At 63.8% G+C, this 26,585-nt stretch carries 25 protein-coding genes; 16 read left to right on the top strand and 9 right to left on the bottom strand.

Annotation, left to right across the window (positions count from 1 at the left end):
• Positions 1 to 10 precede the first annotated feature (10 nt).
• Genes F3H95_RS19870 through F3H95_RS19855 form a run of 4 tightly spaced genes read right to left on the bottom strand, consistent with a single transcriptional unit; the run spans position 11 to position 4,172 of the window.
• Positions 11 to 559, bottom strand: coding sequence for a GNAT family N-acetyltransferase (locus F3H95_RS19870; RefSeq protein WP_142880691.1), 549 nt, complete (start codon positions 557 to 559; stop codon positions 11 to 13).
• Positions 560 to 584: 25 nt separating this feature from the next.
• A complete protein-coding gene (locus F3H95_RS19865; RefSeq protein WP_149747273.1) occupies positions 585 to 1,772 on the bottom strand; it encodes a M20 aminoacylase family protein in 1,188 nt (395 codons plus the stop codon).
• Positions 1,773 to 1,821: 49 nt separating this feature from the next.
• Positions 1,822 to 3,156, bottom strand: coding sequence for an LLM class flavin-dependent oxidoreductase (locus tag F3H95_RS19860; RefSeq protein WP_149747272.1), 1,335 nt, complete (start codon positions 3,154 to 3,156; stop codon positions 1,822 to 1,824).
• A 17-nt stretch (positions 3,157 to 3,173) separates the two neighbouring features.
• Positions 3,174 to 4,172, bottom strand: a complete 999-nt coding sequence (locus F3H95_RS19855) for an MsnO8 family LLM class oxidoreductase (protein ID WP_142880688.1) — start codon at positions 4,170 to 4,172, stop codon at positions 3,174 to 3,176.
• 540 nt (positions 4,173 to 4,712) lie between these two features.
• On the opposite strand from F3H95_RS19855, the gene F3H95_RS19850 reads away from it, so the two are divergent.
• The 9 genes from F3H95_RS19850 to F3H95_RS19810 all read left to right on the top strand — a co-directional run bounded on the left by F3H95_RS19850 (position 4,713) and on the right by F3H95_RS19810 (position 14,156).
• Positions 4,713 to 6,026, top strand: coding sequence for a PLP-dependent transferase (locus tag F3H95_RS19850; RefSeq protein ID WP_142880687.1), 1,314 nt, complete (start codon positions 4,713 to 4,715; stop codon positions 6,024 to 6,026).
• A gap of 45 nt (positions 6,027 to 6,071) precedes the next feature.
• Positions 6,072 to 7,085, top strand: coding sequence for a taurine ABC transporter substrate-binding protein (gene tauA / locus F3H95_RS19845; RefSeq protein WP_149747271.1), 1,014 nt, complete (start codon positions 6,072 to 6,074; stop codon positions 7,083 to 7,085).
• 124 nt (positions 7,086 to 7,209) lie between these two features.
• Entirely contained in the window at positions 7,210 to 8,013 is an 804-nt protein-coding gene (locus tag F3H95_RS19840) for an ABC transporter ATP-binding protein (RefSeq protein ID WP_244618083.1), read from the top strand.
• On the top strand, positions 8,010 to 8,873 hold the full coding sequence (locus tag F3H95_RS19835) for an ABC transporter permease subunit (RefSeq protein WP_149747269.1): 864 nt from the start codon (positions 8,010 to 8,012) through the stop codon (positions 8,871 to 8,873). The genes F3H95_RS19840 and F3H95_RS19835 overlap by 4 nt, the downstream gene beginning before the upstream one ends.
• Before the next feature lie 297 nt (positions 8,874 to 9,170).
• A complete protein-coding gene (locus F3H95_RS19830; protein WP_244618085.1) occupies positions 9,171 to 10,619 on the top strand; it encodes an ABC transporter substrate-binding protein in 1,449 nt (482 codons plus the stop codon).
• 168 nt (positions 10,620 to 10,787) lie between these two features.
• On the top strand, positions 10,788 to 11,738 hold the full coding sequence (locus tag F3H95_RS19825) for an ABC transporter permease (protein ID WP_244618082.1): 951 nt from the start codon (positions 10,788 to 10,790) through the stop codon (positions 11,736 to 11,738).
• Between the two features lie 38 nt (positions 11,739 to 11,776).
• Complete coding sequence (locus F3H95_RS19820) at positions 11,777 to 12,601, top strand: ABC transporter permease (protein ID WP_244618081.1); 825 nt, start codon at positions 11,777 to 11,779, stop codon at positions 12,599 to 12,601.
• Positions 12,598 to 13,407, top strand: a complete 810-nt coding sequence (locus F3H95_RS19815; RefSeq protein WP_149747266.1) for an ABC transporter ATP-binding protein — start codon at positions 12,598 to 12,600, stop codon at positions 13,405 to 13,407. The genes F3H95_RS19820 and F3H95_RS19815 overlap by 4 nt, the downstream gene beginning before the upstream one ends.
• Positions 13,404 to 14,156, top strand: a complete 753-nt coding sequence (locus F3H95_RS19810) for an ABC transporter ATP-binding protein (RefSeq protein ID WP_149747265.1) — start codon at positions 13,404 to 13,406, stop codon at positions 14,154 to 14,156. Before F3H95_RS19815 ends, F3H95_RS19810 begins: the two co-directional genes overlap by 4 nt.
• 99 nt (positions 14,157 to 14,255) lie before the next feature.
• Here the strand turns inward: F3H95_RS19810 and F3H95_RS19805 are convergent, their stop codons facing one another.
• The gene (locus F3H95_RS19805; RefSeq protein ID WP_149747264.1) at positions 14,256 to 14,807 is read right to left on the bottom strand and encodes an OsmC family protein; all 552 of its coding nucleotides are present in this window, start codon (positions 14,805 to 14,807) and stop codon (positions 14,256 to 14,258) included.
• Positions 14,804 to 15,031, bottom strand: coding sequence for a hypothetical protein (locus tag F3H95_RS19800; protein ID WP_149747263.1), 228 nt, complete (start codon positions 15,029 to 15,031; stop codon positions 14,804 to 14,806). Before F3H95_RS19800 ends, F3H95_RS19805 begins: the two co-directional genes overlap by 4 nt.
• A 709-nt stretch (positions 15,032 to 15,740) precedes the next feature.
• Between F3H95_RS19800 and F3H95_RS19795 the strand changes: the two genes are divergently transcribed.
• From F3H95_RS19795 to F3H95_RS19785, 3 genes are all read left to right on the top strand, one after another.
• A complete protein-coding gene (locus F3H95_RS19795; protein WP_149747262.1) occupies positions 15,741 to 16,574 on the top strand; it encodes a MetQ/NlpA family ABC transporter substrate-binding protein in 834 nt (277 codons plus the stop codon).
• Between the two features lie 72 nt (positions 16,575 to 16,646).
• Positions 16,647 to 17,714, top strand: a complete 1,068-nt coding sequence (locus F3H95_RS19790; protein WP_149747261.1) for a methionine ABC transporter ATP-binding protein — start codon at positions 16,647 to 16,649, stop codon at positions 17,712 to 17,714.
• Positions 17,707 to 18,372, top strand: coding sequence for a methionine ABC transporter permease (locus tag F3H95_RS19785; RefSeq protein WP_149747260.1), 666 nt, complete (start codon positions 17,707 to 17,709; stop codon positions 18,370 to 18,372). Before F3H95_RS19790 ends, F3H95_RS19785 begins: the two co-directional genes overlap by 8 nt.
• 176 nt (positions 18,373 to 18,548) lie before the next feature.
• Here the strand turns inward: F3H95_RS19785 and F3H95_RS19780 are convergent, their stop codons facing one another.
• The 3 genes from F3H95_RS19780 to F3H95_RS19770 all read right to left on the bottom strand — a co-directional run bounded on the left by F3H95_RS19780 (position 18,549) and on the right by F3H95_RS19770 (position 22,409).
• Positions 18,549 to 19,715 carry an acyl-CoA dehydrogenase gene (locus tag F3H95_RS19780; protein ID WP_149747259.1) on the bottom strand — a complete coding sequence of 389 codons (1,167 nt, stop codon included), beginning with the start codon at positions 19,713 to 19,715 and terminating at the stop codon, positions 18,549 to 18,551.
• Complete coding sequence (locus F3H95_RS19775; protein WP_149747258.1) at positions 19,712 to 20,740, bottom strand: ABC transporter substrate-binding protein; 1,029 nt, start codon at positions 20,738 to 20,740, stop codon at positions 19,712 to 19,714. The genes F3H95_RS19780 and F3H95_RS19775 overlap by 4 nt, the downstream gene beginning before the upstream one ends.
• Positions 20,741 to 20,801: 61 nt before the next feature.
• A complete protein-coding gene (locus F3H95_RS19770) occupies positions 20,802 to 22,409 on the bottom strand; it encodes an ABC transporter substrate-binding protein (RefSeq protein ID WP_149747257.1) in 1,608 nt (535 codons plus the stop codon).
• 261 nt (positions 22,410 to 22,670) lie between these two features.
• On the opposite strand from F3H95_RS19770, the gene F3H95_RS19765 reads away from it, so the two are divergent.
• The 4 genes from F3H95_RS19765 to F3H95_RS19750 are packed head-to-tail and all read left to right on the top strand — an operon-like array spanning position 22,671 to position 26,566.
• Complete coding sequence (locus tag F3H95_RS19765; RefSeq protein ID WP_149747256.1) at positions 22,671 to 23,660, top strand: ABC transporter permease; 990 nt, start codon at positions 22,671 to 22,673, stop codon at positions 23,658 to 23,660.
• Positions 23,657 to 24,658: an ABC transporter permease gene (locus F3H95_RS19760; RefSeq protein ID WP_149747255.1), complete on the top strand. Its 1,002-nt coding sequence runs from the start codon at positions 23,657 to 23,659 to the stop codon at positions 24,656 to 24,658. Before F3H95_RS19765 ends, F3H95_RS19760 begins: the two co-directional genes overlap by 4 nt.
• The gene (locus F3H95_RS19755) at positions 24,655 to 25,653 is read left to right on the top strand and encodes an ABC transporter ATP-binding protein (protein ID WP_149747254.1); all 999 of its coding nucleotides are present in this window, start codon (positions 24,655 to 24,657) and stop codon (positions 25,651 to 25,653) included. Before F3H95_RS19760 ends, F3H95_RS19755 begins: the two co-directional genes overlap by 4 nt.
• Positions 25,631 to 26,566 carry an oligopeptide/dipeptide ABC transporter ATP-binding protein gene (locus tag F3H95_RS19750; protein ID WP_149747253.1) on the top strand — a complete coding sequence of 312 codons (936 nt, stop codon included), beginning with the start codon at positions 25,631 to 25,633 and terminating at the stop codon, positions 26,564 to 26,566. The genes F3H95_RS19755 and F3H95_RS19750 overlap by 23 nt, the downstream gene beginning before the upstream one ends.
• Positions 26,567 to 26,585 lie beyond the last annotated feature (19 nt).

The raw sequence follows: 26,585 nt of genomic DNA, 5'->3' as shown, positions 1-26,585 counted from the left end.
CGAAAGCCCCTCATGCGCTCGGCCGCACGTCCGCCACGGGACGCTGCAGGGAATGGGCAGGACGATGGCGCTCCACCTTCAGGTGTTTCTCGAAGGGCAGCTTCACGATGGTTTCCGGCGCAGCCGTGGTGTCGAACAGCGCGGTGTAGCCATTGGTGAGATAAAGGCCGACCGCCTCCGGCTGGCGAAAGCCGGTGGTGAGATAGACCCGGTGGTATCCCTGCCGGATCGCCTGGGCCTCCAGTTCCAGAAGCACCTTGCGCGCCAGACCCTGGCGGCGCAGCGTTGCGTCGGTCCAGATCCGCTTGAACTCCGCCGTTCCCTCGTCGGCATGGGCCATGAAGGCGCCGCCGGCAATGGCCCTGCCCTCCCGCAGCAGCAGCAGGAAATTGCCGTGCGGCGGCTGGAAGACCTCGGCCGGATAGCGGTTGATTTCCTTCTTCGCGCCCTCGGCATCGAAGAAGCTGCCGTAACGGCTGTCATATTCGAACGTCAGCTGCTCCAGCAGCGGCGCCGCCAGCGGGTCGAGCGGGCTGGTGTAATGGAAATGATCGCTCATGGCGTTCTCCTTGGATCGTGGCAGATCAGGACAGGAAGGTCTCGGCCAGCCGCACCCAGAGGGTTGCGGCTGGCGCGATGATGTCGTCGTTGAAGCGGTAATGGGGGCTATGGAGCGGCGCGCCCTCGCCATTGCCGACGAAGACGTAAGCGCCGGGACGCGCCTGCAGCATGTAGGCAAAATCCTCGCTGGCGGTGCGCGGCCGGAAATCGGCAATCACCGTTCCGGCCGGGAAGTTGCGCTCGGCCACGTCCCGGACAAAGGCCGTCTCGGCCTCATCGTTGACGACGGCCGGAAAGCCGCGCCGATACTTGACCTCGGCCGAGGCGCCGAAGCTTTCGGCCTGGGAGCGCGCAAGCGCCGGCACCCGCGTCTCCAGCCTCGCCCGGACCTCCTCGGTGAAGGCGCGCAGGGTCAGCTTCAGCTCGACGCTTTCCGGAATGACGTTGGAGGCGGCGCCGCCGTGAATGGAGCCGACCGTCACGACCGCCGTTTCCAGCGGATCGATGTTGCGCGACACGATGCTCTGCAGCGCCGTGATGAGGCTTGCCGAGGCGAGCACCGGATCGACAGCCTCATGCGGAGACGCGCCATGGCCGCCCTTGCCGCGAACGGTGATGAGCGCCTGATCCACCGAGGCCATGGCCGGCCCCGCCACGAAGCCGAACCTGCCCGCCGCCACCCCCGGCCAGTTGTGCAGGCCAAAGACCGCATCGACGGGGAAGCGCTCGAACAGGCCCTGCCCGATCATCGCCTTGGCCCCGGCGCCGATCTCTTCCGCCGGCTGGAAGATCAGAACCAGCGTGCCCTCGAAGGCGACTTCTTCCGCGAGATAACGCGCCGCGGCGAGCAGAATGGCCGTATGCCCGTCATGGCCGCAGGCATGCATCACACCCGCATTCTCCGAGGTAAACGGTTGCCCGGTCTCCTCGGTGATGGGCAGCGCATCGAAATCGGCGCGGATGCCGAGGCGCTTCGATCCCCGGCCGCGCTTCAGCGTGGCGACCACGCCGGTGCCCCCGATGCCTTCCTGCACGGTGTAGCCATAGGAGAGCAGGTAGCGGGCGATGACACCTGCGGTGCGCTTCTCCTCGAAGGCGAGTTCGGGGTGGCGATGCAGATCGTGCCGCAGGGCGATGATCTCATCGAGAAAGGCGAAATCGATCACCCCGGCAGGATCGCCCGGGCGACCGCCGTTCACATGAACATTCATGACAGGACTCCAAAGCTTGCGCGGCAGGGTTGGCTTTGACGGCCGGGCGTCAGGCGCGGGCCTTTTCCCAGGCCTCCAGCCTGGCGTAATGGCTTGGCTTGAACGGCAGGCCGAGATTTTCGCGCAGTGTGGCACCGGTCAGCTGACCGTCGAAATAGCCGCGCGCCTTCAGGATCGGGATGACCAGTTCGATGAAATCGTCGAGACCCTCGGCAATCACCGGAAAACCGAGGATGAAGCCGTCTGCGGCACCGTTTTCCACCCAGTCGATGATCGTGTCGGCCACCGTCTCGGCCGAACCAACGAAGCCTTCACGCGGCGTGGCCGCCTCGAGCGCCGCCTCGCGCAGCGTCTGCCCCTTTTCGCGGGCCACACGCTTGATACGATCGGTGGTCGAGCGGAAGCTGTTCTTGCCGATGTCACCGAGGTCCGGGAACGGGGCGTCGAGTGGATAGACGCTGAAATCGTGATGATCGAAGAAGCGACCGAGATAGGCGAGCGCCTCCTCGATGGTGATCAGATTGCGGATGATCTGGTATTTCTCTTCCGCTTCCGCTTGCGTGCGGCCAACGACCGGACCGATGCCCGGGAAAATCTTCACGTCATCCGCAGAGCGCCCCTGCGCGACCGCCGCCTGCTTCACGCGTTGCAGGAAGCTGCGATTTTCCTCCAGCGACACCGAATTGGTGAAAACGGCATCGGCGTGACGACCGGCAAGGCCGATGCCGGCATCGGAAGACCCCGCCTGGAAGACGACCGGCTGGCCCTGCGGAGATCGCTGGATGTTGAGGGGCCCTTCCACGGAGAAGAAGCGGCCCTTGTGATCGAGCCGGTGCAGCTTCTCGCGGTCGAAGAACTGGCCGGTCTCGCGATCGCGCACGAAGGCGTCATCGTCCCAGCTGTCCCACAGGCCCTTCACCACCTCCAGATATTCCTGGGCGATCTCGTAGCGCAGCGCATGTTCCGGATGCTGGCGGCTGTAATTGCGCGCAGTGCCTTCCAGCGGCGTGGTCACCGCATTCCAGCCGGCCCGCCCGCCACTGATGAGGTCCAGCGAGGCGAACTGCCGCGCCACCGTGAAGGGGTCGCTGTAGGAGGTGGAAACGGTGCCCGCCAGCCCGAAGCGGCTGGTGACGGTGGCAAGCGCCGACAGGATCGTCAGCGGCTCGAAGCGGTTGAGGAAATGCGGGATCGACTTCTCGTTGATGTAGAGCCCGTCGGCCACGAAGCCGAAGGCGATGCCGGCGGCTTCCGCCTTCTGCGCGACGCTCTGGAAGAAGGCGAGGTTGACGCTGGCATCGACCGGACTTTTGGGATGGCGCCAGGCGTTCATATGGCCGCCAGCGCCCTGTAGCATGATTCCGAAGGTGATTTTCTTGCTCATGGGATGATGCTCCGAGGTCAGGCGGCCGCCGAAAGAGGCTGGCGCGCCAGAAGTTCGATGGATGCCAGCCGCTCGTCGGCGCTGACGGCGGGCGGCTCGAGGATGAATTCCTCGATGCCGTAGCGGGCCGAGAGATCGGCAAGCTCGGCGTGGATCGTCTCCGGCGTCCCGTGCAGGATGCTCGGCTTGCGCTCCTCGATGCGGAAACTCTTCGCGCCGGCCTGCCGGGCAAATTCCTCCGCCTGCTCCCGCCGCCCGAGACTGACGGACTGTCCGTTGTCGAGGAAGACCTTGAAGACTTTCAGGTCCGCCACCTGTTCCGCGGCGCGTGCCGCATCGGTGGAGGCGAGCACGGCCAGCGCGAGGATGGCGCTCTTGCCACCGCTTTCGGCGCGGAAAGTCTCCAGGCTGAGGCGAAGGTTTTCCGGATCGCCGTTCAGGTGACCGGCAAAGACGAAATGCCAGCCCTGCTGCGCGGCCAGCCGCGCGCTGTCCGGGCTTGCCCCCAGCAAGAACCGCTCCGCGCTGACGGGCGGCTGCGGCCCCGCAACCGGGCGCGCCGGATCCCGTCCGACGCGGACGGCTTCATCCAGATAGGTTGTCAATGCCGCGAGCTGGGCGGCAAAATCCGGCTTTTCCGCGCGGTAGACCTGCAAGGCCTGCGTCGCATTCGGCAGACCACCCGGCGTCTTGCCGATCCCGAGATCGACGCGACCAGGCGCCAGAGAAGACAGCAGGTTGAAGGTCTCGGCAACCTTGTAGGGGCTGTAATGCTGCAGCATGACGCCCCCGGAGCCGACGCGGATGCGCGAGGTATTGGCGAGGATCCAGCTGACCAGCACCTCCGGTGCAGAGCTTGCCAGTTCGGTGGTGCCGTGATGCTCCGCCACCCAGAAGCGCCGATAACCCAGCTCTTCCGCGCGCCTGGCAAGGTTGACGGTGTTCGCCAGCGCGGTCACGGCGCTGTCTCCTGCGCGAACCGGACTTTTATCCAGAAGACTGAGCTGATAGGGCATGGGCATCTCCAACAATTTATCGGAGATTATTTATTCTATGTATTTTGTAGATTTATAAGCAATGAATTTGCGTAAGTCGGAAACGATCGGGAAAATTTGGTGCGCGCCTGTCGATTGCACAACCTGACGGATGCGGCCGAGCCTCGCATTGTCCAGCGGCGCCAACCGACCTCAGACGGCCGACACGTCAGCCAGACTCCGCACGATGCTCTGTGCATGGCGCCCGCTCCGCCCGTGGGCGTCTCGGCGATCTCTTGCGGATTACAATCAGGGTTAAGTGTCAGGGCCCATCTGGTCCCGTGCCTCCCATCGGGACATCCAAAATGTCCTGCAAGCTGTGCGCGCCATCCGGGTCCGCGGGTGCTTGCCCAACGCATCTGCGGCATCCCTGCTTCGGCCCCTTCCAAAGACGGAGGCGAATTTTTCTCTTCTGTTCGCAAATTCGCAATTTTTATAATCTGTAGAATTTATGGACTAACCTATCCTCATCCTCAGTGTCCATGAAGCGCCGATGGCGCCGGGACTGCAGAGGAGAGGCACATGACGAAGATTTCAAATTCCGAAACCCTTGCGTTGCACGCGGGCTGGCGGGCAGATCCTGCCACGGGGGCGGTCCAGCCGCCGATCTACCAGACGACGTCGTTCCAGTTCCAGAACGCCGACCATGCCTCGCGCCTCTTCGCGCTGGAGGAACTCGGGCCGATCTATACCCGTATCGGCAATCCGACCAATGATGTTCTGGAACAGCGTCTGGCGGCGCTGGAAGGCGGTGCGGCCGCTCTGGTTCTGGCCTCCGGACAGGCTGCCTCGGCCTTCGCGATCCAGAACCTGGCGCGGGCGGGTGATAACATCGTCAGCTCGACCGACCTCTATGGCGGCACCTGGAACCTGTTTGCCAACACCCTGAAGGATCAGGGCATCGAGGTGCGCTTCGTCGATCCGCAGGATCCGGAAGCCTTTGCCCGTGCAACCGACGAGCGCACGCGCGCCTACTATGCCGAAACCCTGCCGAACCCCAAGCTGCAGGTCTTCCCGATCGCGGAAGTCGCCGCCATCGGGCGCAAGCTCGGCATTCCGCTGATCGTCGACAATACCGCAGCGCCACTCCTCGCGCGCCCCTTCGACCACGGCGCCGCCATCGTCGTTTACTCGACCACCAAATATATCGGCGGCCATGGCTCTTCCATCGGCGGCGCCATCATCGACGGCGGCAATTTCGATTGGGAGGCCGCTGCGGCACGCCAGCCGGCGCTCAACACGCCGGATCCGAGCTACCACGGCGCTGTCTGGGTGGAAGCAACCCGGGCGCTTGGCCCCGTCGCCTACATCATCAAGGCGCGCACCACCCTGCTGCGTGACCTCGGAGCGGCACTGTCCCCCTTCAACGCCTTCCTGACGCTGCAAGGGATCGAGACCTTGCCGCTGCGCATCGAACGGCACAGCAGCAATGCGCAGAAGGTGGCGGAATTCCTCTCCCGGCATCCAGAGGTCACCAAGGTCATCTATCCGGGCCTGCAGACCGGTACGGCACGTGCACGCGCCGATGCCGTCCTGAAGGGGGGCTATGGTGGTCTCGTGGGCTTTGAGCTGGCAGGCGGACGCGATGCCGGTCGACGCTTCATCGATGCGCTGACACTGCATTATCACGTGGCCAATATCGGCGATGCCCGCAGCCTTGCCATTCATCCGGCCTCCACCACGCATTCGCAGCTGAGCGCCGAGGACCAGCGCAAGACGGGCGTGACGGAAGGCTATGTGCGCCTTTCGGTCGGCATCGAGCATATCGACGACATTCTGGCCGATCTCGAGCGCGGCCTGGAAGCCGCCCAGTCGTTCAAGGCGGCGGCGGAATAAGCGCTGTCTTACCGATCAACACGAAGATATTCAGGGAGATCCGACATGTTTTCCATTTCACGGCGCGGGCTTGCAACGCTGGCACTTGCGACCGGCCTGACCGCGACCCTTGCGGCGACAGGCGCTTTTGCCGCCGACGTCACCATCAATATCGGCTATCAGCCGATCGTCGAGCCATCGCGCGTGCCGCAGGCCGACGGGACCTATGAGGCTGCCACCAAGGCCAAGATCAACTGGAAGAAGTTCGACAGCGGCGCGGATGTGATTGCGGCCATCGCCTCCGGCTCGCTCGATATCGGCTATGTCGGCTCCTCACCACTTGCTGCCGCCGCCAGCCGCGAACTGCCGATCGAGACGATCGCGCTCGTCGGCCTGATCGGCGAGGCCGAGGCGCTCGCGGCCCGCAACATCGCCAAGCCGGAGGATCTGGTCGGCAAGAAGATTGCCACGCCCTTCGTGTCCACCGGTCACTACAGCCTGCTGACCGCCCTGAAGCACTGGAACATCGATCCGAAATCCGTGCAGATCCTCAACCTGCGGCCGCCGGAGATCGCGGCAGCCTGGAGCCGTGGCGATATCGATGCGGCCTACGTCTGGGACCCGGTGCTGGCGGAGATCAAGAAGTCCGGCACCGTTCTCGCCACATCGGCCGATGTCGCCCAGTGGGGCGGCCCGACCTTCGATGCCTGGATCGTCAGCAAGGATTTTGCCACCAAGCATCCCGATCTCGTCGCGGCCTTCGTCAAGGTGACCGGTGACGCAACGGCGGCCTATCGTTCAAAGCCCGAGGCCTGGAATGCCGGATCTCCGCAGGCGGAGAAGATTGCCCGTCTGACCGGCGCCAAGCAGGACGAGGTCCCTGCACTTCTGAAGGGATACATCTTCCCGACCCTTGAGGAACAGGCGGGCGCCGACCTGCTCGGCGGCGGCACCGCAAAGGCTGTGGCTCAGACCTCCGCCTTCCTGAAGGAGCAGGGCAAGATCCCGGGCACGCTGGCCGATTACAGCCCCTATGTCTCCAATCACTGGGTGAAGGACGCAGCCAAGCTGTCGTTCTGACGACAGGGCCGGGCAAAGGGATCGGCGGGCGCTCCATGGAACGACCCGCCGTTTCTGCTGTCCGGATCGCACGGGGCGTCCGCCCCGGTCAGGTATGTCGCTGCAGGTGAGAAGGTACAAGATCGTGACGAGTTCACTGACATTCCGGGATATCGGACTGATCTACCCGGGAAGAGGCCGTTCCGAGCCGGATGTTCCGGTGCTCGATCGCATCAATCTCAGCCTTCGGAGCGGGGAATTCGTGGTCGTGATCGGCCGTTCCGGGTCCGGCAAGACAAGTCTTTTGAACATTGCCGCCGGCTTTCAGCGTCCGACATCCGGCGCCGTGCTGGTGGATGGCGTTGCAATCGACGGACCGGGGATCGACCGCGCCGTGGTGTTTCAGGATGATGCCCTCTATCCCTGGCTGACGGCCGCCGACAATATCGCCTTCCCGCTGAAGCTGGCGGGCGTGGCCAGGCAGGAGCGGCAGGCCACCGTCCGGGATCTGCTGGCGCAGGTCGGGCTGGAAGGGTACGGCGAGCGGCGCATCTGGGAGCTGTCGGGCGGCATGCGCCAGCGCGTGGGCATTGCCCGCGCGCTGGCCTCGAAACCCCGCTTCCTGCTGCTCGATGAACCGCTTGGCGCGCTCGACGCCCTGACCCGCACCAGGCTTCAGCTTTTCCTGCTGCACATCTGGCGAACCAGCCATGCCGGCGCGCTGCTGATTACCCACAGCATCGAGGAGGCCCTGCTTCTGGCGACCCGGATCGTCGTGCTGTCCGCCAATCCCGGCCGCATTTCCACCGTGGTGGAGACGGGCTTTGGTCTGGAGATTCTGGCGGGGGCCACGCCGCAGGCGATCCGCCGGACGAAGCCGTTCCGGGACCTCTATGACGAACTGACGAACCTGATCGAAGGCAGTGACCCGGAGGAACTGGCGGCATGAGCGTGATTTCGGATCTGAAGACATCGCTGGAGCCGGATGCCGGGCATGCTGCGCCCGCCGCGCGACCGGCCCGACGTCGAAAGACAACGACTCCTTCCACCATCAGCCTTTCTCTTCTGACGGCGGTCGCCCTCGTCGGCCTCTGGTGGGCCGCGAGCACGCTTCGGCTTGTCTCGCCGGTGTTCCTGCCCTCGCCGGTCGCTGTCGTCATCGCCTTCTCATCGCTGCTGAAGGTCGGTTTCGTCGATTCCACGCTGCTCCAGCATGTCAGCGCCAGCCTTGCACGCGTGCTGGCGGCCCTTGTGGTGTCCGCGCTCATCGGCGTGCCCGTCGGCATTCTGATTGCGACCAGCCGTATCGGGCGCGGCATTCTCGATCCGATCGTGGAGTTCCTGCGTCCCCTGCCGCCGCTTGCCTATCTGCCGCTCATCATCATCTGGGCAGGCATCGGCGAAGCATCCAAGGTCACGGTGATCGCCCTGTCCATGCTGCCGCCCATCATCCTCTCGACACGTGCAGGTGTGCGCGCCGTGCCGAAGGACTTTATCAACGCGGCGCGCTCGTTTGGTGCAAGCCGTCGTCAGGTGCTGGCCTCGGTCATCCTGCCCGCCAGCCTGCCCGCGATCCTGACAGGCATCCGGATCGCGCTCGGGACCGGCTGGTCCACGCTGGTTGCGGCGGAACTGATCGCGGCCAGCCAGGGGCTGGGCTTCATGATCCAGTCCGCCGCCCAGTTCCTCGTCACGGACGTGGTCATCGTCGGCATCTTCGTCATCGCCGCCATCGCCTTCCTGCTGGAATGGGTGGCGCGAGCGCTGGAGCGCCGCTTCGTGCCCTGGGCGGCCACAGGCAGCGCCTGAGCGGACCGGCCTCGGCAAGAGGACGTCGTATCGCCCGTCGATCCGACAATGTGCCTCGCCTCCTCTGCCGCAAGCCCCCTATGGCCCATTCTGTCACCCGCGCAAAACTTAGAGGAATTTTCCGCAGACCGGGTACTGGAAGTGTGCATGCGCCCTTCAACAGATGTCGGGTCGAGGATAGTTTCGGCTTACAGATCAGATAGAAATGCAAGGACCATCATCATGCGACGCTCCCATTCCCCTCTCACCTCTCCGACGCGTGGCGTGACAGTCAGTGTTGTCGGGCTCGTCGCCCTGATGACGGCGTCGCTCACCTCGGCGCACGCCGCGGATGCCGATCCGAATGCCAGCGTCAGCATCGGGTCCCTGTATGAGCCGCAGAACCTCGACAACACGGCAGGCGCTGGCCAGGGCATCAACGAAGCCTTCAACGGCAATGTCTACGAAGCGCTTTTCCGGCTGTCGGACTCCGGCGCCGTCGAGCCGGTGCTTGCCAAGGATTACAAGGTGTCCGAGGATGGGCTGACCTATACCTTCACGTTACAGCCGGGCGTGAAATTTCACTCCGGCGAACCGCTCACGGCCAAGGACGTGAAATATTCGATCGAGCGGGTGACGGCGCCGGACTCCAAGAGTTCGCGCAAGAACAGCCTCAAGGGCATTGCCTCCATCGAGACACCGGATGATGCGACGGTCCTCATCAAGCTTTCGGCGCGCTCCATCTCGCTGCCGTACAATCTGAGCTATGTCTGGATCGTCAACGACGCGGCGAAGGACCTGAAGTCGGCGGAAGACGGCACCGGCCCCTACAAGCTCGGGGACTGGCGGCGCGGTTCGTCGCTGTCGCTCGCCCGCTTCGACGGCTATTGGGGGAGCAAGCCTGCGAATGGCGGCGTGACCTTCCGTTACTTCACCGATGCGACCGCCCTCAACAACGCCCTGCTGACGGGTGCCGTCGACATCATCACCTCGGTCCAGAGCCCGGATTCCCTCAAGCAGTTCCAGACCAACAAGAGCTTCACCGTGGCCGAGGGGCAGTCAACCACAAAGCTGCTGCTGGCCTATAACGATCGGGTCGCCCCCTTCGACAACGTCAAGGTGCGCAAGGCGCTGGCCCGCGCCATCGACAAGAAGAAGCTGCTCAATGCCATCTGGGGTGACCGCGGCCTCGTGATCGGCTCCTTCGTGCCGCCGACAGATCCCTGGTATGTGGATCTCACCAAGGTGGATGACTACAATGTCGAGAGCGCCAAGGCTCTTCTCGCGGAAGCCGGTTTCAAGGACGGTTTCACCTTCACGATCGACACGCCGAACTACGACCCGCACCCGCTGGTCGCGCAGTTCCTGCAGACGGAATATGCCAAGATCGGCGTAAAGGTGAACATCAACATCATCACCGCCAACGAATGGTACTCCAAGGTCTACAAGGCCCATGACTTCCAGGCGACCCTTCAGGAGCATGTGAACCACCGCGACATCGTGTTCTACGGCAATCCCGATTTCTACTGGGGCTACAACAATCCAAAGGTGGTCGATCTCGTGAAGGCGGCCGAAGCCAGCACGACGACGGATGAGCAGACCGCCCGCCTCAAGGAAGCAAACACCCTCATCGCGGAGGATGCCGCCAGCAACTGGCTCTACCTTTATCCGCAGATCGTGGTGTCGAAAGCCTCCGTCACCGGCTATCCGGTCAACGGCCTGAACTCGCAGTTCTTCGCCTCGGGCATTCGCAAGGCCGGGAAATAAGCGTCAAGCCATCGACAGCAGCCGCAAGCCGCCCTATGACGGGGCGGCTTTTGCATGGGGCCGTGGCGATTGTCCCTGCCAGGCCATCGCCGATCACCGGCCGGCAAGGCGTGGTGGATGCCGCGTGCCGTCGACGGATAAGGAGATCCGATCATTCTCGTTTATCTCTTGCGCCGTTCTGCCATCCTGCTTGTCTCCGTTCTGCTGGCCAGCGCGGTCTTGTTCGTGCTGCTGCGGCTTTTGCCGGGAGATCCGGCCAATGCTCTCGTTTCGGTCGGCGCGGATGCGGAACAGATCGAAGCGGCGCGCCGTCAGGTTGGCTCGAACCTGCCGCTGCTCCAGCAGTTCCTGCATTTCCTCGCCAATATCGCCGTGTTCGATTTCGGCGTTTCCTTCGTCAGCGGCGCACCGGTTCTGGGCGAGATCGGCGGGCGTTTGATGGTGACCCTGCCCCTGACGCTTGCAGCCTTTGCGGGATCGATCCTGATTGCCGTTCCGATCGGCATCCTGGCGGCGGTCCGTCAGCGAACCTGGTATGGCGCCCTGATATCGATCGTCTCGCAGCTTGGCATTGCCGTGCCGGCCTTCTGGATCGGCATTCTGCTGGTGACGCTGTTTGCCGTGAACCTGCAGCTGTTTCCCTCCGGCGGCTTTCCCGATGATGGATGGACCGCGCCGGCCGAGAGCATCCAGGCCCTCATCCTGCCGGTCCTGACGATCACGCTGGTGATGTCGGCTTCCCTGATCCGCTATGTCCGCTCCGCCACCGAGGACATCCTGTCGAGCGATTATCTGAGGACGGCGCGGGCCCTGGGTGCCACGCTGTCCGGCGCGCTTGTCCGCCATGGCATTCGCAATGGCGCCGTCCCCGTGATTTCCATTCTCGGCATCGAGCTTGCCTCGACCCTGCTTGGCGCCGTCGTCATCGAACGGGTGTTTGCGTTGCCCGGTCTCGGCTCCATGTTGCTGCTTGGCATCGAGCAGCGCGATTATCCCAATGTTCAAGGCGTGCTGGTGGTATCGACCCTGCTCGTTCTCATCGTCGGCTTCCTGGCCGATGTGCTTCAGCGCCTTGTCGATCCGCGTCTTCGCGAGCGCGTGACGGGTGGCGCATCATGAACGGAACGGCCGGGTCCATGCCGCAGACCGAGGGAAAAATGACACGTCGAACGATACCGCTGTCGCTGATTGTCGGCGGCGTGATCGTCGGCCTTCATCTGCTGGCCGGGCTGCTGACCCTGTTCTGGACGCCCTACGATCCGACCGCGATGGTGGGGGGGCGACTTGCCGGACCCTCCCTTGCCCACTGGGCCGGGACGGATCGCCTCGGGCGAGATCTTTTCACCCAGATCCTGATCGGCGCCCGCATTGCCATCGAAGTGGGCAGTGGCGCTGTCGCGATCGGCGCCGCGATCGGCGTCACGCTCGGCATTCTGGCCGCCTTTGCCACCCGCACGCTCGATGATGTGTTTGCCGCCGCCTTCGACATTCTGATTGCATTTCCAACCCTGCTCGTCGCCATGCTGATCGTCGCCGCCAGCCAGACGGCGAGCCTTTTCACGGCGGCGCTTGCCATCGGGATTGCGGGGTCGGCCATCATCGCCCGCCTCACCCGCATCCTGGCCAAGCGGGTGCTCTCGATGGATTACATCATCGCCGCCCGTGTCGCCGGCAGCAGCTGGCCATCCATCGTCGTCGTGCATGTGCTGCCCAATATCTGGCCGACGCTGATCGTCAATCTGGCGCTCCAGTTCGGGTTGGCGGCCATGGCGGAATCCTCGCTTTCCTATCTGGGGCTCGGGGCCCCTCCTCCGAATGCCTCCTGGGGACGGCTTCTGCAGGAAGCGCAGGGAACGGTCTATACGGCACCGTTCGGGGCCATCGCCCCCGGCATTGCGCTCGTGACACTGGTGATCGGGGTGAACCTGCTGGCAGACGGCCTGCGCGCCTTTGCCGATCCGACGCGGAGGGGACGCCGTTGACCGCTCTGCTTACCGTCGATCGCCTGTGCATCGCCACTCAGGCGCGCCAACTGGTCCGCAACCTCAGCTTTTCGATTGCGCCGGGCGAGCGGCTCGGCCTGATCGGCGAATCCGGCTCGGGGAAATCGCTGACCTCTCTGGCTCTGATCGGGCTTCTGCCCGAAACAATGGCTGCGACCGGTTCGATCCGTCTGGACGGAACCGAGGTGATCGGCGCCGGCGAGCGGCAGCTGGTCGCCTTGCGCGGGCCTGCGGCGGCCACGATTTTCCAGGAGCCGCTGACGGCCCTTGATCCCTTGATGCGCGTCGGCCGACAGGTGGGTGAAGTGGTTCGCCGGCGCCTGCGCCATGAGGGCCTGCCGTCCTCCGCGCCCGCAGTACAGACACGCGTACTGGAGCTTCTTTCGCGCGTGGCCCTTCCCGACCCCGAACGTCTTGCCCGTGTCTATCCCCATGAAATGTCAGGCGGCCAGCGCCAGCGGGTCGCCATTGCCATGGCGCTCGCCTGGCGTCCGAAGCTCCTGGTCGCAGACGAACCGACGACCGCGCTGGATGTGACGACACAGGCGGAGATTCTTGCGCTCATCGGGCAACTGGTCCGGGAAGACAACATGGCGCTTCTGTTCATCAGCCACGATATTCCGGTCGTTGCCGGCACCGTGGACAGTGTTGCCGTCCTTCGCCAGGGCGAACTGGTGGAAGCCGGCCCGGTCAGCGATGTGCTTCAGGCACCTGCGGATCCCTATACCCGCAGTCTCGTTGCAGCCGCCCGCACCTTCGACACGGCTCTGGGGAGGGTGTTTTGAGCTTCATCACCGTGGAGAACGTCTCCTTCGCCTATCGCTCCGGCCGGACAATCCTCGACAGCCTCAACCTGACGATCGAAAAGGGCCGCAACCTCGGCATTGTCGGTGAAAGCGGCTCCGGCAAGACCACCCTGCTGCGGTTGCTGCTCGGTCTGGCGCAACCGTCTGCGGGCCGTATCCTCCTCGACGGACAGATCCTCGATACGCGGAACCGGGCCTTCATGCGCGGCTTCCGCAAGCGCGTGCAGGCCGTCTTCCAGGATCCCTATTCGTCGCTCGATCCGCGACAGTCGGTCTTCAACATCGTGGCGGAGCCCTTGCGTGCGCTGAAGGTCCAGACGGATATCGAAAGCGCGGTATCGGAGGCTCTGGCAGCGGTGGGGCTGCCGGCGGATGCGGCGCGCCGCTATCCGCACGAGTTCTCCGGCGGCCAGCGCCAGCGTATCGCCATTGCGCGCGCCATCGTGGCACGGCCCGATCTCGTGCTGGCCGACGAAATCGTCAGCGCGCTCGATCTTTCGACACGCATCCTCATCGTCGATCTCCTCAAGACCCTGTCGACCTCCGCGACCTTTGCCGTCGTGTCGCACGACATTGCGCTGGTTGCGCTCTTGTGCCCGGACATCATCATTCTGGAGAAGGGCAGGATTGTCGAAAGCGGGCCGACGGAGCGTGTTCTCAAGGATCCCGCGCATCCCTACACCCGCCGGCTTCTCGCCAGCACCCCGCGGCTTCCCCCGCCAGTCTGACCGCGGCCGTTGCTGACCGGAGCGGATGACCGCTCCGGTCCATGAGGGGGGTGCCCAGTTTACCCCGGGCGGACCATCCAGAGATGCGGGGCGACAGGATCACGCCGCATCGGATGCGGCTGCGGCGGGCTGATGGTGGTTCACGGTTCCGACGACCTTCGTGCCACGCTTCAAAAGGTTGAGGATCGGACAGAACGCCTCTACCGCCGCCGTCACCCTGGCGATCTCCGCACTGCTGGCCGGAGACACCAGCGTCACCGTGTAGACGATGTCATGCGGATAGACGGGGATCGTTTCATGGCCCTCCGAGCCTCCGCGGGGATCGAGAACCGCCGACACCTCTGCCTCGAGCGTTTCAAGCGGCACGCCCTGATCGGCAGCGTGGATGAGGTAGGTGTGCGTCAGGCAGCTCGACAACGCCCCGAGCAGCAGCTCGGGAGAGGAAGGCCCGAGATTGTATCCGGCAAAATCCGGCGGGCTGTCGGTGATGACTTGAAAATCGCGGATGCGAATCCGCCGTACGCCGCTGCGTCCCTCGGCGGTCGCGCCCGCTTTCAGGGTGATCGCACCTGCTTCACCGCTGCGGATGCGGCTGCGACGCGCCAGCACCGCCTCTCTCTTCTGGCTCAGATAATCATTCAGCGTCGTCACGCGGTCTCTCCATGTTCACGATCAACAACATGATGCCTGCGCCCCAACCCGAAGATCGCGCCGATGAAGCCGGCGGTCAGCAGAAGGGCCTGCAGGGATCGGGGAATCTCGATCGAACAGACCGAAGCCACCAGCGCGAAAGCGAGAAGGATGATGCTGACGCGGGTAACGCGGCACAGCGGAGCGTGGTCCGGGATCTTCAGGCTGATCTTGGCGATGTGCATGTCTTCCACCAGCGCGGGGGGCCTCGCCAGCGTCGGTCGGGCGGGCCATGATGCGGTTGCAAGTCCGTTTCGATCTTCATTTTCGTCCGTCGGGCAGCCATCGCTGTCGACACTCCCCAAATCTCGGGCAAGACGACGCCTTGTTCAAAGGCGAGACGTGTTCGATCGCTGACCGAACGGAAACGCCGTGCCAATTTTCTATTAATTCAGTAGAAGATTATGCCCGCAGGCCGTTGATCGACCGGCTGGGGTCCCGGCACCTTGATCATCACTCCCCGCCGCATCCCGGATGGATCGGTTGTACGCAGCGGCAAGCCGGGCCGCGTCTCAATGGCAATCCACGATAGGCCCACGGTCTGCACCGCCGGCAGTTGCGGGCGACGCCCGCTCATCAGGAAGCAGCTTGCAGCGACATGCCTGTCGAGCGCCATCGTGCCGGTGGAAAATCTGCAATCAAGGACTCATCCCGTCACCGAATGACCTGGCCTTCCTCGCAACCACGCCCAAACATCCGCAGCTCGCCATCGGCGATTTATCTACAGAGGCGGTAGATTTTTACTCCTGGACGTCGGAAAATCGAGACAAGGCTTTCCGGTTTCGCCCAAAATTTAGACAGGGCTGCTTCGAAATTCATCGTCCGCACTGTGATGCTAAAGATGTCGAAGGTGACATCCACCTTCCCGCAGACACTTGTGCAGGGATCAAGAACATGAAGAAGACGATTGGAAACACCATATCCTGGACGCGCCGCCTGAGCCTGACGGCTCTGCTGGCCGGTGCGGTCGCGGGCCTGGGGCTTGCTGTTCCCGCCGCGCAGGCTGCCGACAAGACCATCAAGGTCGGCATCATCAGCGGCGAAGACGAGGATGTGTGGCGCGCCGTGACCGCCGAAGCCGCCAAGAAGGGGCTCACGATCAAGACCGTCGTATTCAACGATTACACGCAGCCGAACGAGGCGCTGGAGCGCGGCGATATCGACGCCAATGCCTTCCAGCACAAGCCGTATCTCGACAACCAGATCAAGCAGCACGGCTACCATATCGTTCCGGTCGGCTATACGGGCGTCTGGCCGATCGGCCTTTATTCCAGGAAGGTGAAGTCGGTTGCGGATCTGCCGAAGGGTGCGCAGATCGGGGTGCCGAACGACCCGTCCAACGAGGGACGCGCGCTTCGCGTTCTGCAGAACGAAGGCCTGATCAAGTTGAAGGACGGCACGGGTATTCTCGCGACCATCGCCGACATCACCGAAAATCCGAAGGGCCTGAAGATCAAGGAACTCGATGCCGGTGTGGTGGGGCGCGCCATCGATGACCTCGATGCCGCCGTGGTCAACACCGACTGGGCGCTGAAGGCTGGCCTCAGCCCCGCTCAGCGCATCGCGCAGGAGCCGATCAAGGACAATCCCTACCGCAATTTCATCGCCGTCAAGCAGGGCAAGGAAAACGAGGACTGGGTGAAGACGCTCGTCGCATCCTACCAGAATGAGGCGGTCCGCGCCGTTTTCGAGAAAGTCTACAAGGGCACCGGCCTCATCGCCTACTGACGTTCGAACCATCACACACAGCCTGAATGCGGCGGCTCCTCCGCCGCATTTTGTCATCTGGAGTTCCCGGCTATGAACAGCCATCCCTTTCTGAGTGCCCAGATCGCTCCCCTCGCGCCTGCTGACGCGGTGGTGACGCTTTCCGGCGTGCGGCGCCGTTTCAACGACACGGTGGCCCTGGACGGCATTTCCCTGTCTGTTCGCAAAGGTGAAATTCTCGGTATCATCGGTCGAAGCGGAGCAGGAAAGTCGACCCTGATCCGCTGCCTGAACGGGCTCGAACGACCGGACAGCGGCGAGATCACCATCGAAGGCAAGCGTATCGATGGCCTGCCGGAACGGCAGTTGCAGCCCTTGAGGCGGCGCATCGGGATGATCTTTCAGCATTTCAACCTGCTGTCGGCGAAAACGGTGGAGGCGAATGTTGCCCTGCCGCTGAAGATCGAAGGTCTGCCGAAGGCAGAGCGAATGGCGCGCGCCCGTGACCTGCTGGAGCTGGTTGGACTGTCTGACAAGGCCAAGGCCTATCCGGCCCAGCTGTCGGGCGGGCAAAAGCAGCGTGTCGGCATTGCGCGCGCGCTCGCCGCACGACCGGCACTGCTGCTGTCGGACGAGGCCACCTCGGCGCTCGATCCGGAAACCACCCGCTCCATTCTCGCGCTGCTCAAGGATATCAACCGCAAGCTTGGCCTGACGATCATCCTCATCACCCACGAGATGGACGTCGTGCGCTCGATTGCCGACCGGGTTGCCGTGATCGACGCCGGTCGCATCGTGGAAACCGGCACGGTCCAGTCCGTCTTCGCCAATCCGCAGGCACCGATCACGCAGCGGCTGCTCGAAGGCAGCCGGCCTCGTCTGCCGGAACATGTGGCAGCCCGGCTGAACCCGACGGGGGAGGCCATCATTCTCGGCGTGGATCTCAGCGGCCCCTATGGACAGGGCCGGTTCTTCACCGATCTCGCCGATGCCCTGAGCGCCGGCGCCAGCCTCATTCAGGGTGGAGTCGAACACATTCAGGATGAGCCCGTGGGCCGGTTCTTCCTGTCACTTCCGGCCCGCGACGCCAATCTCGTCGAGCGCGTGCGCAGCACGCTGCAGGCGGGTGGCGCCCATGTGGAGGTTCTTGGCCATGTCTGACGTCATGATCGATCTGCTGATCAGCGCTGTCTGGGAAACGCTGCTCATGACCTTCGCTGCAGGCCTGATCTCGCTGGTCGCCGGGCTTCCGCTCGGTCTGGCGCTTGTTGCAACGGGCAAGGGCGGGCTGGCGGAGAACATCTGGGTCAACCGTCTGCTGGGAGCCGTGATCAACGCCTTCCGGTCGGTTCCCTTCATCATTCTCCTCGTCGCGCTCATTCCCCTGACACGCCTGATCGTGGGAACCGCGCTCGGAACCTGGGCGGCGATCGTGCCGCTGGCCATTGCGGCAACCCCCTACTATGCCCGCATTGCCGAGGTATCGCTGCGGGAGGTGGACAAGGGCCTCATCGAAGCGGTCCGCGCCATGGGCGGCAACCGCTGGACGATCATCCGCGAGGTGCTGGTTCCCGAGGCACTGCCCGGCATCGTCGCCGGCTTCACGGTGACACTCGTGACATTGATCGGGGCCTCGGCCATGGCGGGAGCCATCGGGGCGGGCGGTCTTGGCGATCTCGCGATCCGCTATGGCTACCAGCGCTTCGAGACAGGCGTCATGATCGCGGTCGTCATCGTGCTCATCATCCTCGTCTGCGGCATCCAGTGGATCGGTGACCGCATCGTTGAACGGCTCGACCATCGACAGAGCCGGGGCTGAACCACGGTCCTGCCCGGCGCTTCGCCCCGGGCCGCACACCTTGCCGATAGAGGCGGTCTGCGAGAGCTGCCTCCAGAGCATTTCCGGTCAGAACGCGATCACCTGAAATGCTCTATCTATTTGTTTTTACGCAGTCCGATCCAAAACCGCTGACGCACTTTTGGATCGGACGTGCTCTATGTCGCCCGCGCGATCGCCGCCTTTCCAAGCATGCTGCGGATCATGTGGGCCTGCGGCGCATGCGCTCGTGCGGTCAGTGCATCGCGATGATGCCGCTCGAGATGATGATCGCGGCGCAGGCCGCGATTGCCCCCGAGTTCGAGCGCCAGATCCGTCACGCGCACCGCATTGTCGATCACCACATGACGAAGCACCAGCGGATCGGTCCCCACCCCTCTGCCGTCGTCGACATCGCGCCCCACGGATCGCAACAGGCGGGCATTGGTGGCGAGCAGGATCTCGATATCGCCGAGACCTTCCTGCAGACGCGGAATCGAGGACAGCGGCGAACCGAGGCTGGTCGGCGTATGCCGGGTCAAATGGCGCAAAAGATCATCGCGCGCCGAAACGGCAACGCCATGATAGACGGCAGACAGCAGCGTGAAGAAGACATGCCCGCCTGCCTCGTCACGACGCAGCGGTTCATCTGCCGGCTGCTCCGCCACGAGATCTCCAAGCGGTATCCGCACATCGTGGAGCACAAGATCATCGCTGGCCGTCGCATGCATGCCGGCGGCATCCCAGGTCTTGACCTGGGAAACGCCAGGAGAATCCAGCGGCACCAGAAGCTGGATCAGGCGCGGGCGCTCCTCCTCGGTCAGCGCCAGAACGATCGCAAAGGCAAGGCCCGGCAGGCCGGTGACGAAACTCTTGCGTCCGTTCACCACCCACGCGCCGCCCTCGCGGCGTGCGGTCGTCGCCGGACGGCCGCCATGGGCAGGCGACCCCATGCCCGGCTCCGCCTGCGCATTGTTCAGCAGAGCCGGTCCGCGGCGGTTCGCCTCCAGCACCCGCGCGGCAAGGTCCGGCGGCCAGGTCCCACGGCTGATCGTCGCATGGACACTGTAATGCATGGCCAGGACCAGCGCGGTGGACGGCTCACCGGCTGCGATGGCGGAAATCACCGCCTGCGCCGTCTCCAGCCCGGCGCCCGCACCGCCGTGGTCACGCGCCGTGACGAGGCCGAGCAGGCCGGCCTCGAACAGCGCATGAAAATGGTCGGCGGGAAAGGTTCCGGTCCGGTCGCAGTTCGCCGCGTTCTCGGCAAAGCGCAACGCAAGCCTTTGCGCCACCGCGACGGCATCCGGCTGTTGCACCGAGGTCTTGAGCGCGAGGAGACTCATGCCACGGCCTTCCCTTCAAGACGTGCCCAGGGCCGGTGATCGACCCAGTCCGCCACGCTGAAATCCCCGGCCAGGAAGCCCCAGTCACGCAGAAAGTCCTTGTAGTGCGCGATGGCATCGATGAGAGGGGCTTCCAGCGACAGGCCGAGGTGGCGGTGAACCTCCGGACCGTTGGCGGCCAGAACCTGTTCTTCGGTCGCCCCTGCTTCGCGCGCAATGAAGCGCCGGGTTTCCTCGGGATGTCCCTCGGCCCAGGCGGCAGCCTGCCGGATCGCGTCGATCAGACGCGCGACCAGATCCGGTCGCTCGTCGGCCAGCCTGTGGTCCACCGTCAGAACGCGCGGCGAACCGGAATTGATCCGGATCTTCGGGTCTGGATGAAAGCCGAACTCCACCACCGGCACAGCGCCGATGAAGTTGGCGGCGGCAATGCCGCCGGTGCCCTTGACGAAGATGGCATCCACCTCACCCCGCAGCAAGGCAGCCGCCTCCTCTGCGAACGCCTGACGACGTTTCAGGCGAAACAGGGATTGCCCCTCCTGGTCGGCCAGTACGGACTGGGCAATCTCGACATCCACCCGCTCGATCGCATCCAGGGGAACTCCCTCCAGCGAAAGCGCCGAGACGAGCCCCTTCAGAGCCGTGGCCCGCATGAAATCCACAATCCCGTCCGGCCGCCTGGGAACGCCGAAACGACGGCCCGCAAGGTCGCGCACCGAGCGGATTCCGCTGGTCGGCAGCGTGACGATGGCCTGGAACTCATCCGTCCAGGTGATGCCGACAAGACGGGTTTGCCGGCCTTCGGAGCGCGCGCGGATCGGCGGAACATTGCCGCCATGGCGAAACGACCATTCGAGCGTGTGGTTGAAATGGCTCTGCCGGATCGTGCTGTCCGGCGAGTCGATGATCGATGTCAGCGTGATGCCCGCCTCGGAAAAGGTTTTCTCCAGAAGGCCAAGCTGTGCCGCAAGGCCGACCGGCGTGGGCACCGGGCAGCGCGTATACCAGATTTGCGAAAGGGTCATGATCTTCGGCTCCAGATGCCCTTGCCGGGCGTTCCCATGTTCATGGCGTTGAATGACAGGCTCAGGCGCTCGTGACATAGGCCTGGGCAAGGCTGCCCGACACACCTTCCGCGCCCACCGTGTGGTCCGCGATCCTCCTGTTGTAGATCGTGATTTCCGGCGGGCTGGCGATGTCGATCGCCGGCAGATCCTCCACCAGCACACGCTGGATGTCGCGCCACTGTTCGAACCGCTTCTTCGGATCGATCTCGATGGCGGCAGCCTCCAGCAGCGCATCCACTGTCGGATTGGCATAGGCCGCGCCATTGGAGAAGGGCACGCCCTTGCGGAAGTTCTTGCTCCAGTAGAGGCGTTGCACGCCGACCGTCGGATCGAACAGATTGCTCATGCCCTCGTAGGCGAAATCGAAATCGCGATCGGTATAGATCCGCTTGATATAGGCGGCGAAATCCTGGGAGCGGACGGTCACCTCGATCCCGACCTTCGCCAGGGCCTGCCGGATATACTCGGCCCCGCGTGCATAGCCCTCACCGCTCGGCACGTAATCGATTGTCAGCCTGGCGCGAATGCCGCCGGCGCCGCGCCTGTAGCCTGCCTCGTCCAGCAGCGCCTCGGCAGCCTTGAGGTCGATCGGATAGCTCTTGAGGTCACTGACGAACCACTTCGTCAGCTTGGGATTGATCGGGCCGGGATTGATCGAGCCGTAGCCGTAATTGACGGTGTTGAAGATCACCTTCTTGTCGATCACATGGGCGAAGGCGCGACGCACGCGCACATCCTTGAAGAAATCCCGCTCCAGATTGAACTCGATGCGGCTGATGCTGTTGGAATACTGGTATCCCTGCGTCTCGAAACCGATGTGCGGCAGGCCCTTGATCCGGTCGAGATCGCTGTAGGGCAGCGGCGTGCTGGGCGCGAGATCGATTTCACCGGTCTCGATGGCGATGGCGCGCGCCGCAGCATCGGGAATGAAGCGGACGATCAGGCGATCGAGATAGGGCCGCGGCCTGTCCCAGTAATCGGGGTTGCGCTCGTAGACCAGGTGGCTGCCGCGCACCCATTCCTTGAAGCGGAAGGGGCCGGTGCCAACAGGGGCAAGGTTCACGGGGCTTTCGGCGGCCTTGCTGCCTTCGTAAAGGTGCTTCGGCACGATCGGCGTTTCGGCCGAAGCCAGTGCCGTGATGAGATAGGGCGCCGGCTTGGACAGAACGAAAATCGCCGTCAGTTCGTCCGGCGTTTCGACGTCGACGAGGTTGAGGAAGGTGTTGCGGCCGCGCGGATGGATTTCCTTGATCGTTCTGATCGAATAGGCAACGTCCGCGGCGGTGAAAGGCTTGCCGTCATGCCATTTGACGCCAGGGCGCAGATGAAAGGTGTAGCGCAGACCATCTGCGCTGATGCTCCACTCCCTCGCCAGCAGCGGCCTGGGGTTGAGATCGAAGTCGTAGGTCAGCAGCCCCTCGGTGACCTTGGGCGACACATAGACCGAATTATAGGCCGTATGCGCGATGGTGGTGAGAACCGGGGGTTCCGAGGCCAGAACCAGCGTCGCCGTACCGCCGCTTGCCGGCGTGGCCGCACGGGCCGATAATCCGGAAACCGACAGTCCCGCCAGCGCCACCGATGCCTGCAGAACCAGCCGGCGCGTCGGGTTGAAGTTGATGTTCATGATGTCCCTCTCCTGTCAGGCGGCCGTCCATTTCGTCGCCGCGTGGCATGCCGTTGTTTCATTCTCGCAAATCGCCGTACCATGGCATGAAATGCGATATTTTCCTCATTAATTGAAATTTAATTGCCACTCAGGCGTTTGCTTCGGCCATATCAGGCAAAAATGTTCTTTTCGAATTTGACAAAATCTATAAATCTAGTCAACTATTACGACATGCGATTTTGATCGCTCGGGAAACGCTCCGGCATCGGGACTGAAGACATGCTTGTATTGAAAAGGCTGCTGCAGCGCGCAAGGCGCGTCGTCCTTCAGGCGGTGCCGACGGTCATCGGCATCGTGATCCTCAACTTCTTCCTCTTGCAGTTTGCGCCCGGCGATGCTGCCGACGTGATGGCTGCGGAAGCCGGTTCCGCCACGGTGGAAACGATGGCGGATCTTCGTCAGCGCTTCGGGCTCGATCTGCCGGTCATCCATCAGCTGCTGAACTACCTCGGCAACCTCGCGCATTTCAGTCTCGGCTACTCGCCCCGCTATGGCATGCCGGTTGCGGAGCTGATCGGCCAGAGACTGCCCGGAACGCTTGTCCTGATGGGGGCGGCGCTTTCGCTGGCCCTGGCGATCGGCGTGATCTTCGGCGCGCTGATGGCCCAGTTTTCCGGTCGCCTGCCGGACCGTCTTCTCTCCATCGGCTCGCTGCTGTTTTATTCGGTGCCGGGTTTCTGGATCGGGCTGATGCTGATCCTGATGTTTTCGGTGAAGCTCGGCTGGTTGCCCTCGGGGGGTGACAGCACCATCGGTAGTCCCCTCACCGGCCTCGCGGCCGTCCTGGATCGGGCACGCTACATCGTGCTGCCGGCGCTCTCGCTCGCGCTCTACTATCTGGCCATCTATGCGCGCCTCACCCGGGCTGCGATGCTGGAGGTGAAATCGCAGGATTACGTGCGCACGGCCCGTGCCAAGGGCGTATCCCCCGTGCGTCTCGTTCTGCGCCATATCCTGCGCAATGCGCTGATCCCGATCACGACGCTTGCCGGCATGCATATCGGCGGCATGCTGGGAGGTGCCGTGGTTGTCGAAACGGTGTTCAGCTGGCCCGGGCTCGGTCGTCTTGCCTTCGAAGCCGTCATGGCGCGCGATTTCAGCGTTCTGCTCGGCATCCTGCTTCTGTCCTCATTCGTCGTGATCATCGTCAACGCCGCCGTCGACCTGCTGCAGGCCTGGCTTGATCCGCGCATCGGAGAAAGTCGATGACATTGACCCAATCAAGCCTTGCACCCCCCACCCGTCTGGCGGCGAGACTGTCCGAACAGGAAGACCATTCGCCAGCGCAAGAGCCCTCGAAGGACTGGCCCTTCCTGCATGCTCCGGATGCGAGGGCCAAGGCAACGGCCGCCGTAACCAAGGCCGGCCTGCGTCGGGAAATCAGGATCTTCCTCACCAATCCCAATGCCATCATCGGCATGCTGTTCTTGCTCACCGTCGTTGTCATGGCACTGGCTGCACCCGTTCTCTATCCGGGCGATCCTCTCGAAATGGTGGCGCGCCCGTTCCTGTGGCCGGGCCAGAACCCGGACTATCCACTCGGGACTGACTCCATGGGCCGGGACGTGCTGGCCGGCATCGTGCATGGCGCCCGCATCTCGCTGACCGTGGGGATCGCCGCGACGCTGATCGGCCTGACCATCGGCGTTCTCGTCGGGTCTGTCGCCGGTTATTTCGGCGGTCTCATCGATGACGTTCTGGTCAAGCTGATCGAGATCTTCCAGACCCTACCGAGCTTCGTGCTGCTTGTGGTGCTCGTGGCGATTGCCCAGCCGAATGTGCTGACCGTCACCTTCGCCATCGGCATCATCAGCTGGCCGCTGGTCGCCCGCCTCACCCGTGCCGAATTCCGGGCGATCCGCGAGAAGGATTATGTTCTGGCCGCCCGCAGCCTTGGCTACGGCCATCTGCGCATCGTGTTTGGCGAGATCCTGCCGAACGCGCTGCCGCCGATTATCGTCACCTCGTCCGTGATGGTGGCCGGGGCCATCCTGATGGAGGCCGCCTTGTCCTTCATGGGGCTTGGCGATCCCAACCGCGTGTCCTGGGGATCGATGATCGGTGCCGGCCGCGACGTGATCCGCACCGCCTGGTATCTGACGGCACTGCCGGGCCTGGCCATCGTCTTCACGGTCATTTCCCTCAATCTGATCAGCGACGGACTGAACGATGCGCTGAACCCCAGGTTTTCGGAGGAGCGGCGATGACCCCTCTGCTCGACGTTCGCGATTTCTCCGTGGCCTTCGGCACAAGCCAGCCGGTCAAGGGCGTGAGTTTTTCGGCGAGCCCCGGCGAGATGCTGGCCATCGTCGGGGAATCCGGGTCCGGCAAGTCGCTGACCGCGCTTGGCCTCATCGGGCTTTTGCCGCGACATGCCGCAACGGCGGGCGAGATCCGCTTCGAGGGCCGCAACCTGCTCGACCAGAGCGAGCGGGACTGGCGCCGGCTGCGCGGTCGCGACATCGGCATGATCTTTCAGGAGCCGATGACCTCGCTGAACCCGGTGCTGACGGTTGGCGAGCAGATCACCGAGGTTTTGCGCATTCACGAGGGCATCGACCGCAGGCAGGCCCGGAAACGGGCCGTCGAGCTTCTGGATCTGGTCAATATTCCCGAAGCCCGCAGGCGCATCGACGATTATCCGCATCAGTTGTCGGGCGGCATGCGCCAGCGCGTGATGATCGCCATCGGCGTGGCCTGCAACCCGAAACTCCTGATCGCCGACGAGGCGACCACCGCCCTCGACGTCACGATCCAGGCGCAAATCCTGCAGCTCCTCGACAATCTGCGCCGTGATCTCAACATGGCGGTGATCCTGATCACGCATGATCTCGGCATCGTGGCGCAGTGGGCCGACAGGGTGATGGTGATGTATGCCGGGCGAAAGGTCGAGGAAGGCCTTCCCGAACCTGTCTTCTCCCAACCCTACCATCCCTATACCCGGGGCCTGCTGGGGGCCTCGCCGCGTGCGGAAAGCGGATACCATTACCGCAACGGCCCCTTGCTGGAGATTCCGGGCTCCATCGTTTCGGCAGCGGACGAAAAGGGATGCGCCTTCCGGCCACGCTGTCCCGCCGCCCAGCCATCCTGCGGCTTTGCCGTGCCGCCACTGCAGCAGATCTCGGAAGGTCGTCTGGCGGCCTGCCCCTTCCCGCCCACGCGCATTGCGAGCCTCGTTCATGACGCTTCTTTCCGTCCGTAATCTCTCCACGCATTATCCGGGTGGCCGCGGCACCGTGCGGGCCGTCGATGACGTGTCGCTGAACATCGAGCGAGGCGAGACGGTGGCGCTGGTTGGCGAATCCGGTTGTGGCAAGTCCTCGCTGGGCAAATCGCTGATGCGGCTCGTCGAACCGACCGCAGGCACCGTCGAGTTCCAGGGCCGGAATGTCACCGCCATGCCGGGGCGTGAGCTGCGCAGCCTTCGCCGCAGCATCCAGATGATCTTTCAGGATCCCTTCGCCTCGCTCAATCCGCGCCAGACCATCCGGGCCATTTTGACCGCACCCTTGAAGGTGCATGGCATCGGTGATGCCAGGCGCCGCCGGGATATCGTCGAAAGCATCATCGTTCAGGTGGGGCTGCCCGCCGATGCGCTCGACCGCTATCCGCACGAGTTTTCCGGCGGACAGCGTCAGCGCATCGGCATTGCCCGGGCGCTCATCCTGCAGCCTGAACTGGTGGTCTGTGACGAGCCGGTCTCGGCCCTTGACCTGTCGATCCAGGCACAGATCCTCAACCTTCTCGTCGAAATGAAGAAGCGGCTGTCGCTTTCCTATCTCTTCGTGTCGCACGATCTGTCCGTGGTGCGCTATTTTTCGGACCGGGTCCTGGTGATGTATCTCGGCAAGATCGTCGAAAGCGCTCCGACGGACGAACTCTGGGCAGACCCGAAGCATCCCTACACCCGGGCCCTGCTGGCGGCCGTGCCCGATCCGAGCCGGCGCAAGCAGGCAGCGCCGATCACCGGCGACCTGCCAAGCCCGCATGATCCGCCCTCCGGCTGCCGGTTTAATACACGCTGTCCGCTCGCGACCGACCTCTGCCGCCAGCAGGCGCCGGAAAGCCGCCTTCTCGGCCCTGCCCATGCAGTGGCCTGTCACCACACGAACTGAAGACCGATTGGAGTAGAAT

This window comes from Rhizobium sp. RU35A, from assembly GCF_900156005.1.
Lineage (GTDB): Bacteria > Pseudomonadota > Alphaproteobacteria > Rhizobiales > Rhizobiaceae > Neorhizobium > Neorhizobium straminoryzae.
This window is presented reverse-complemented; position numbering and strand designations above follow the sequence as displayed.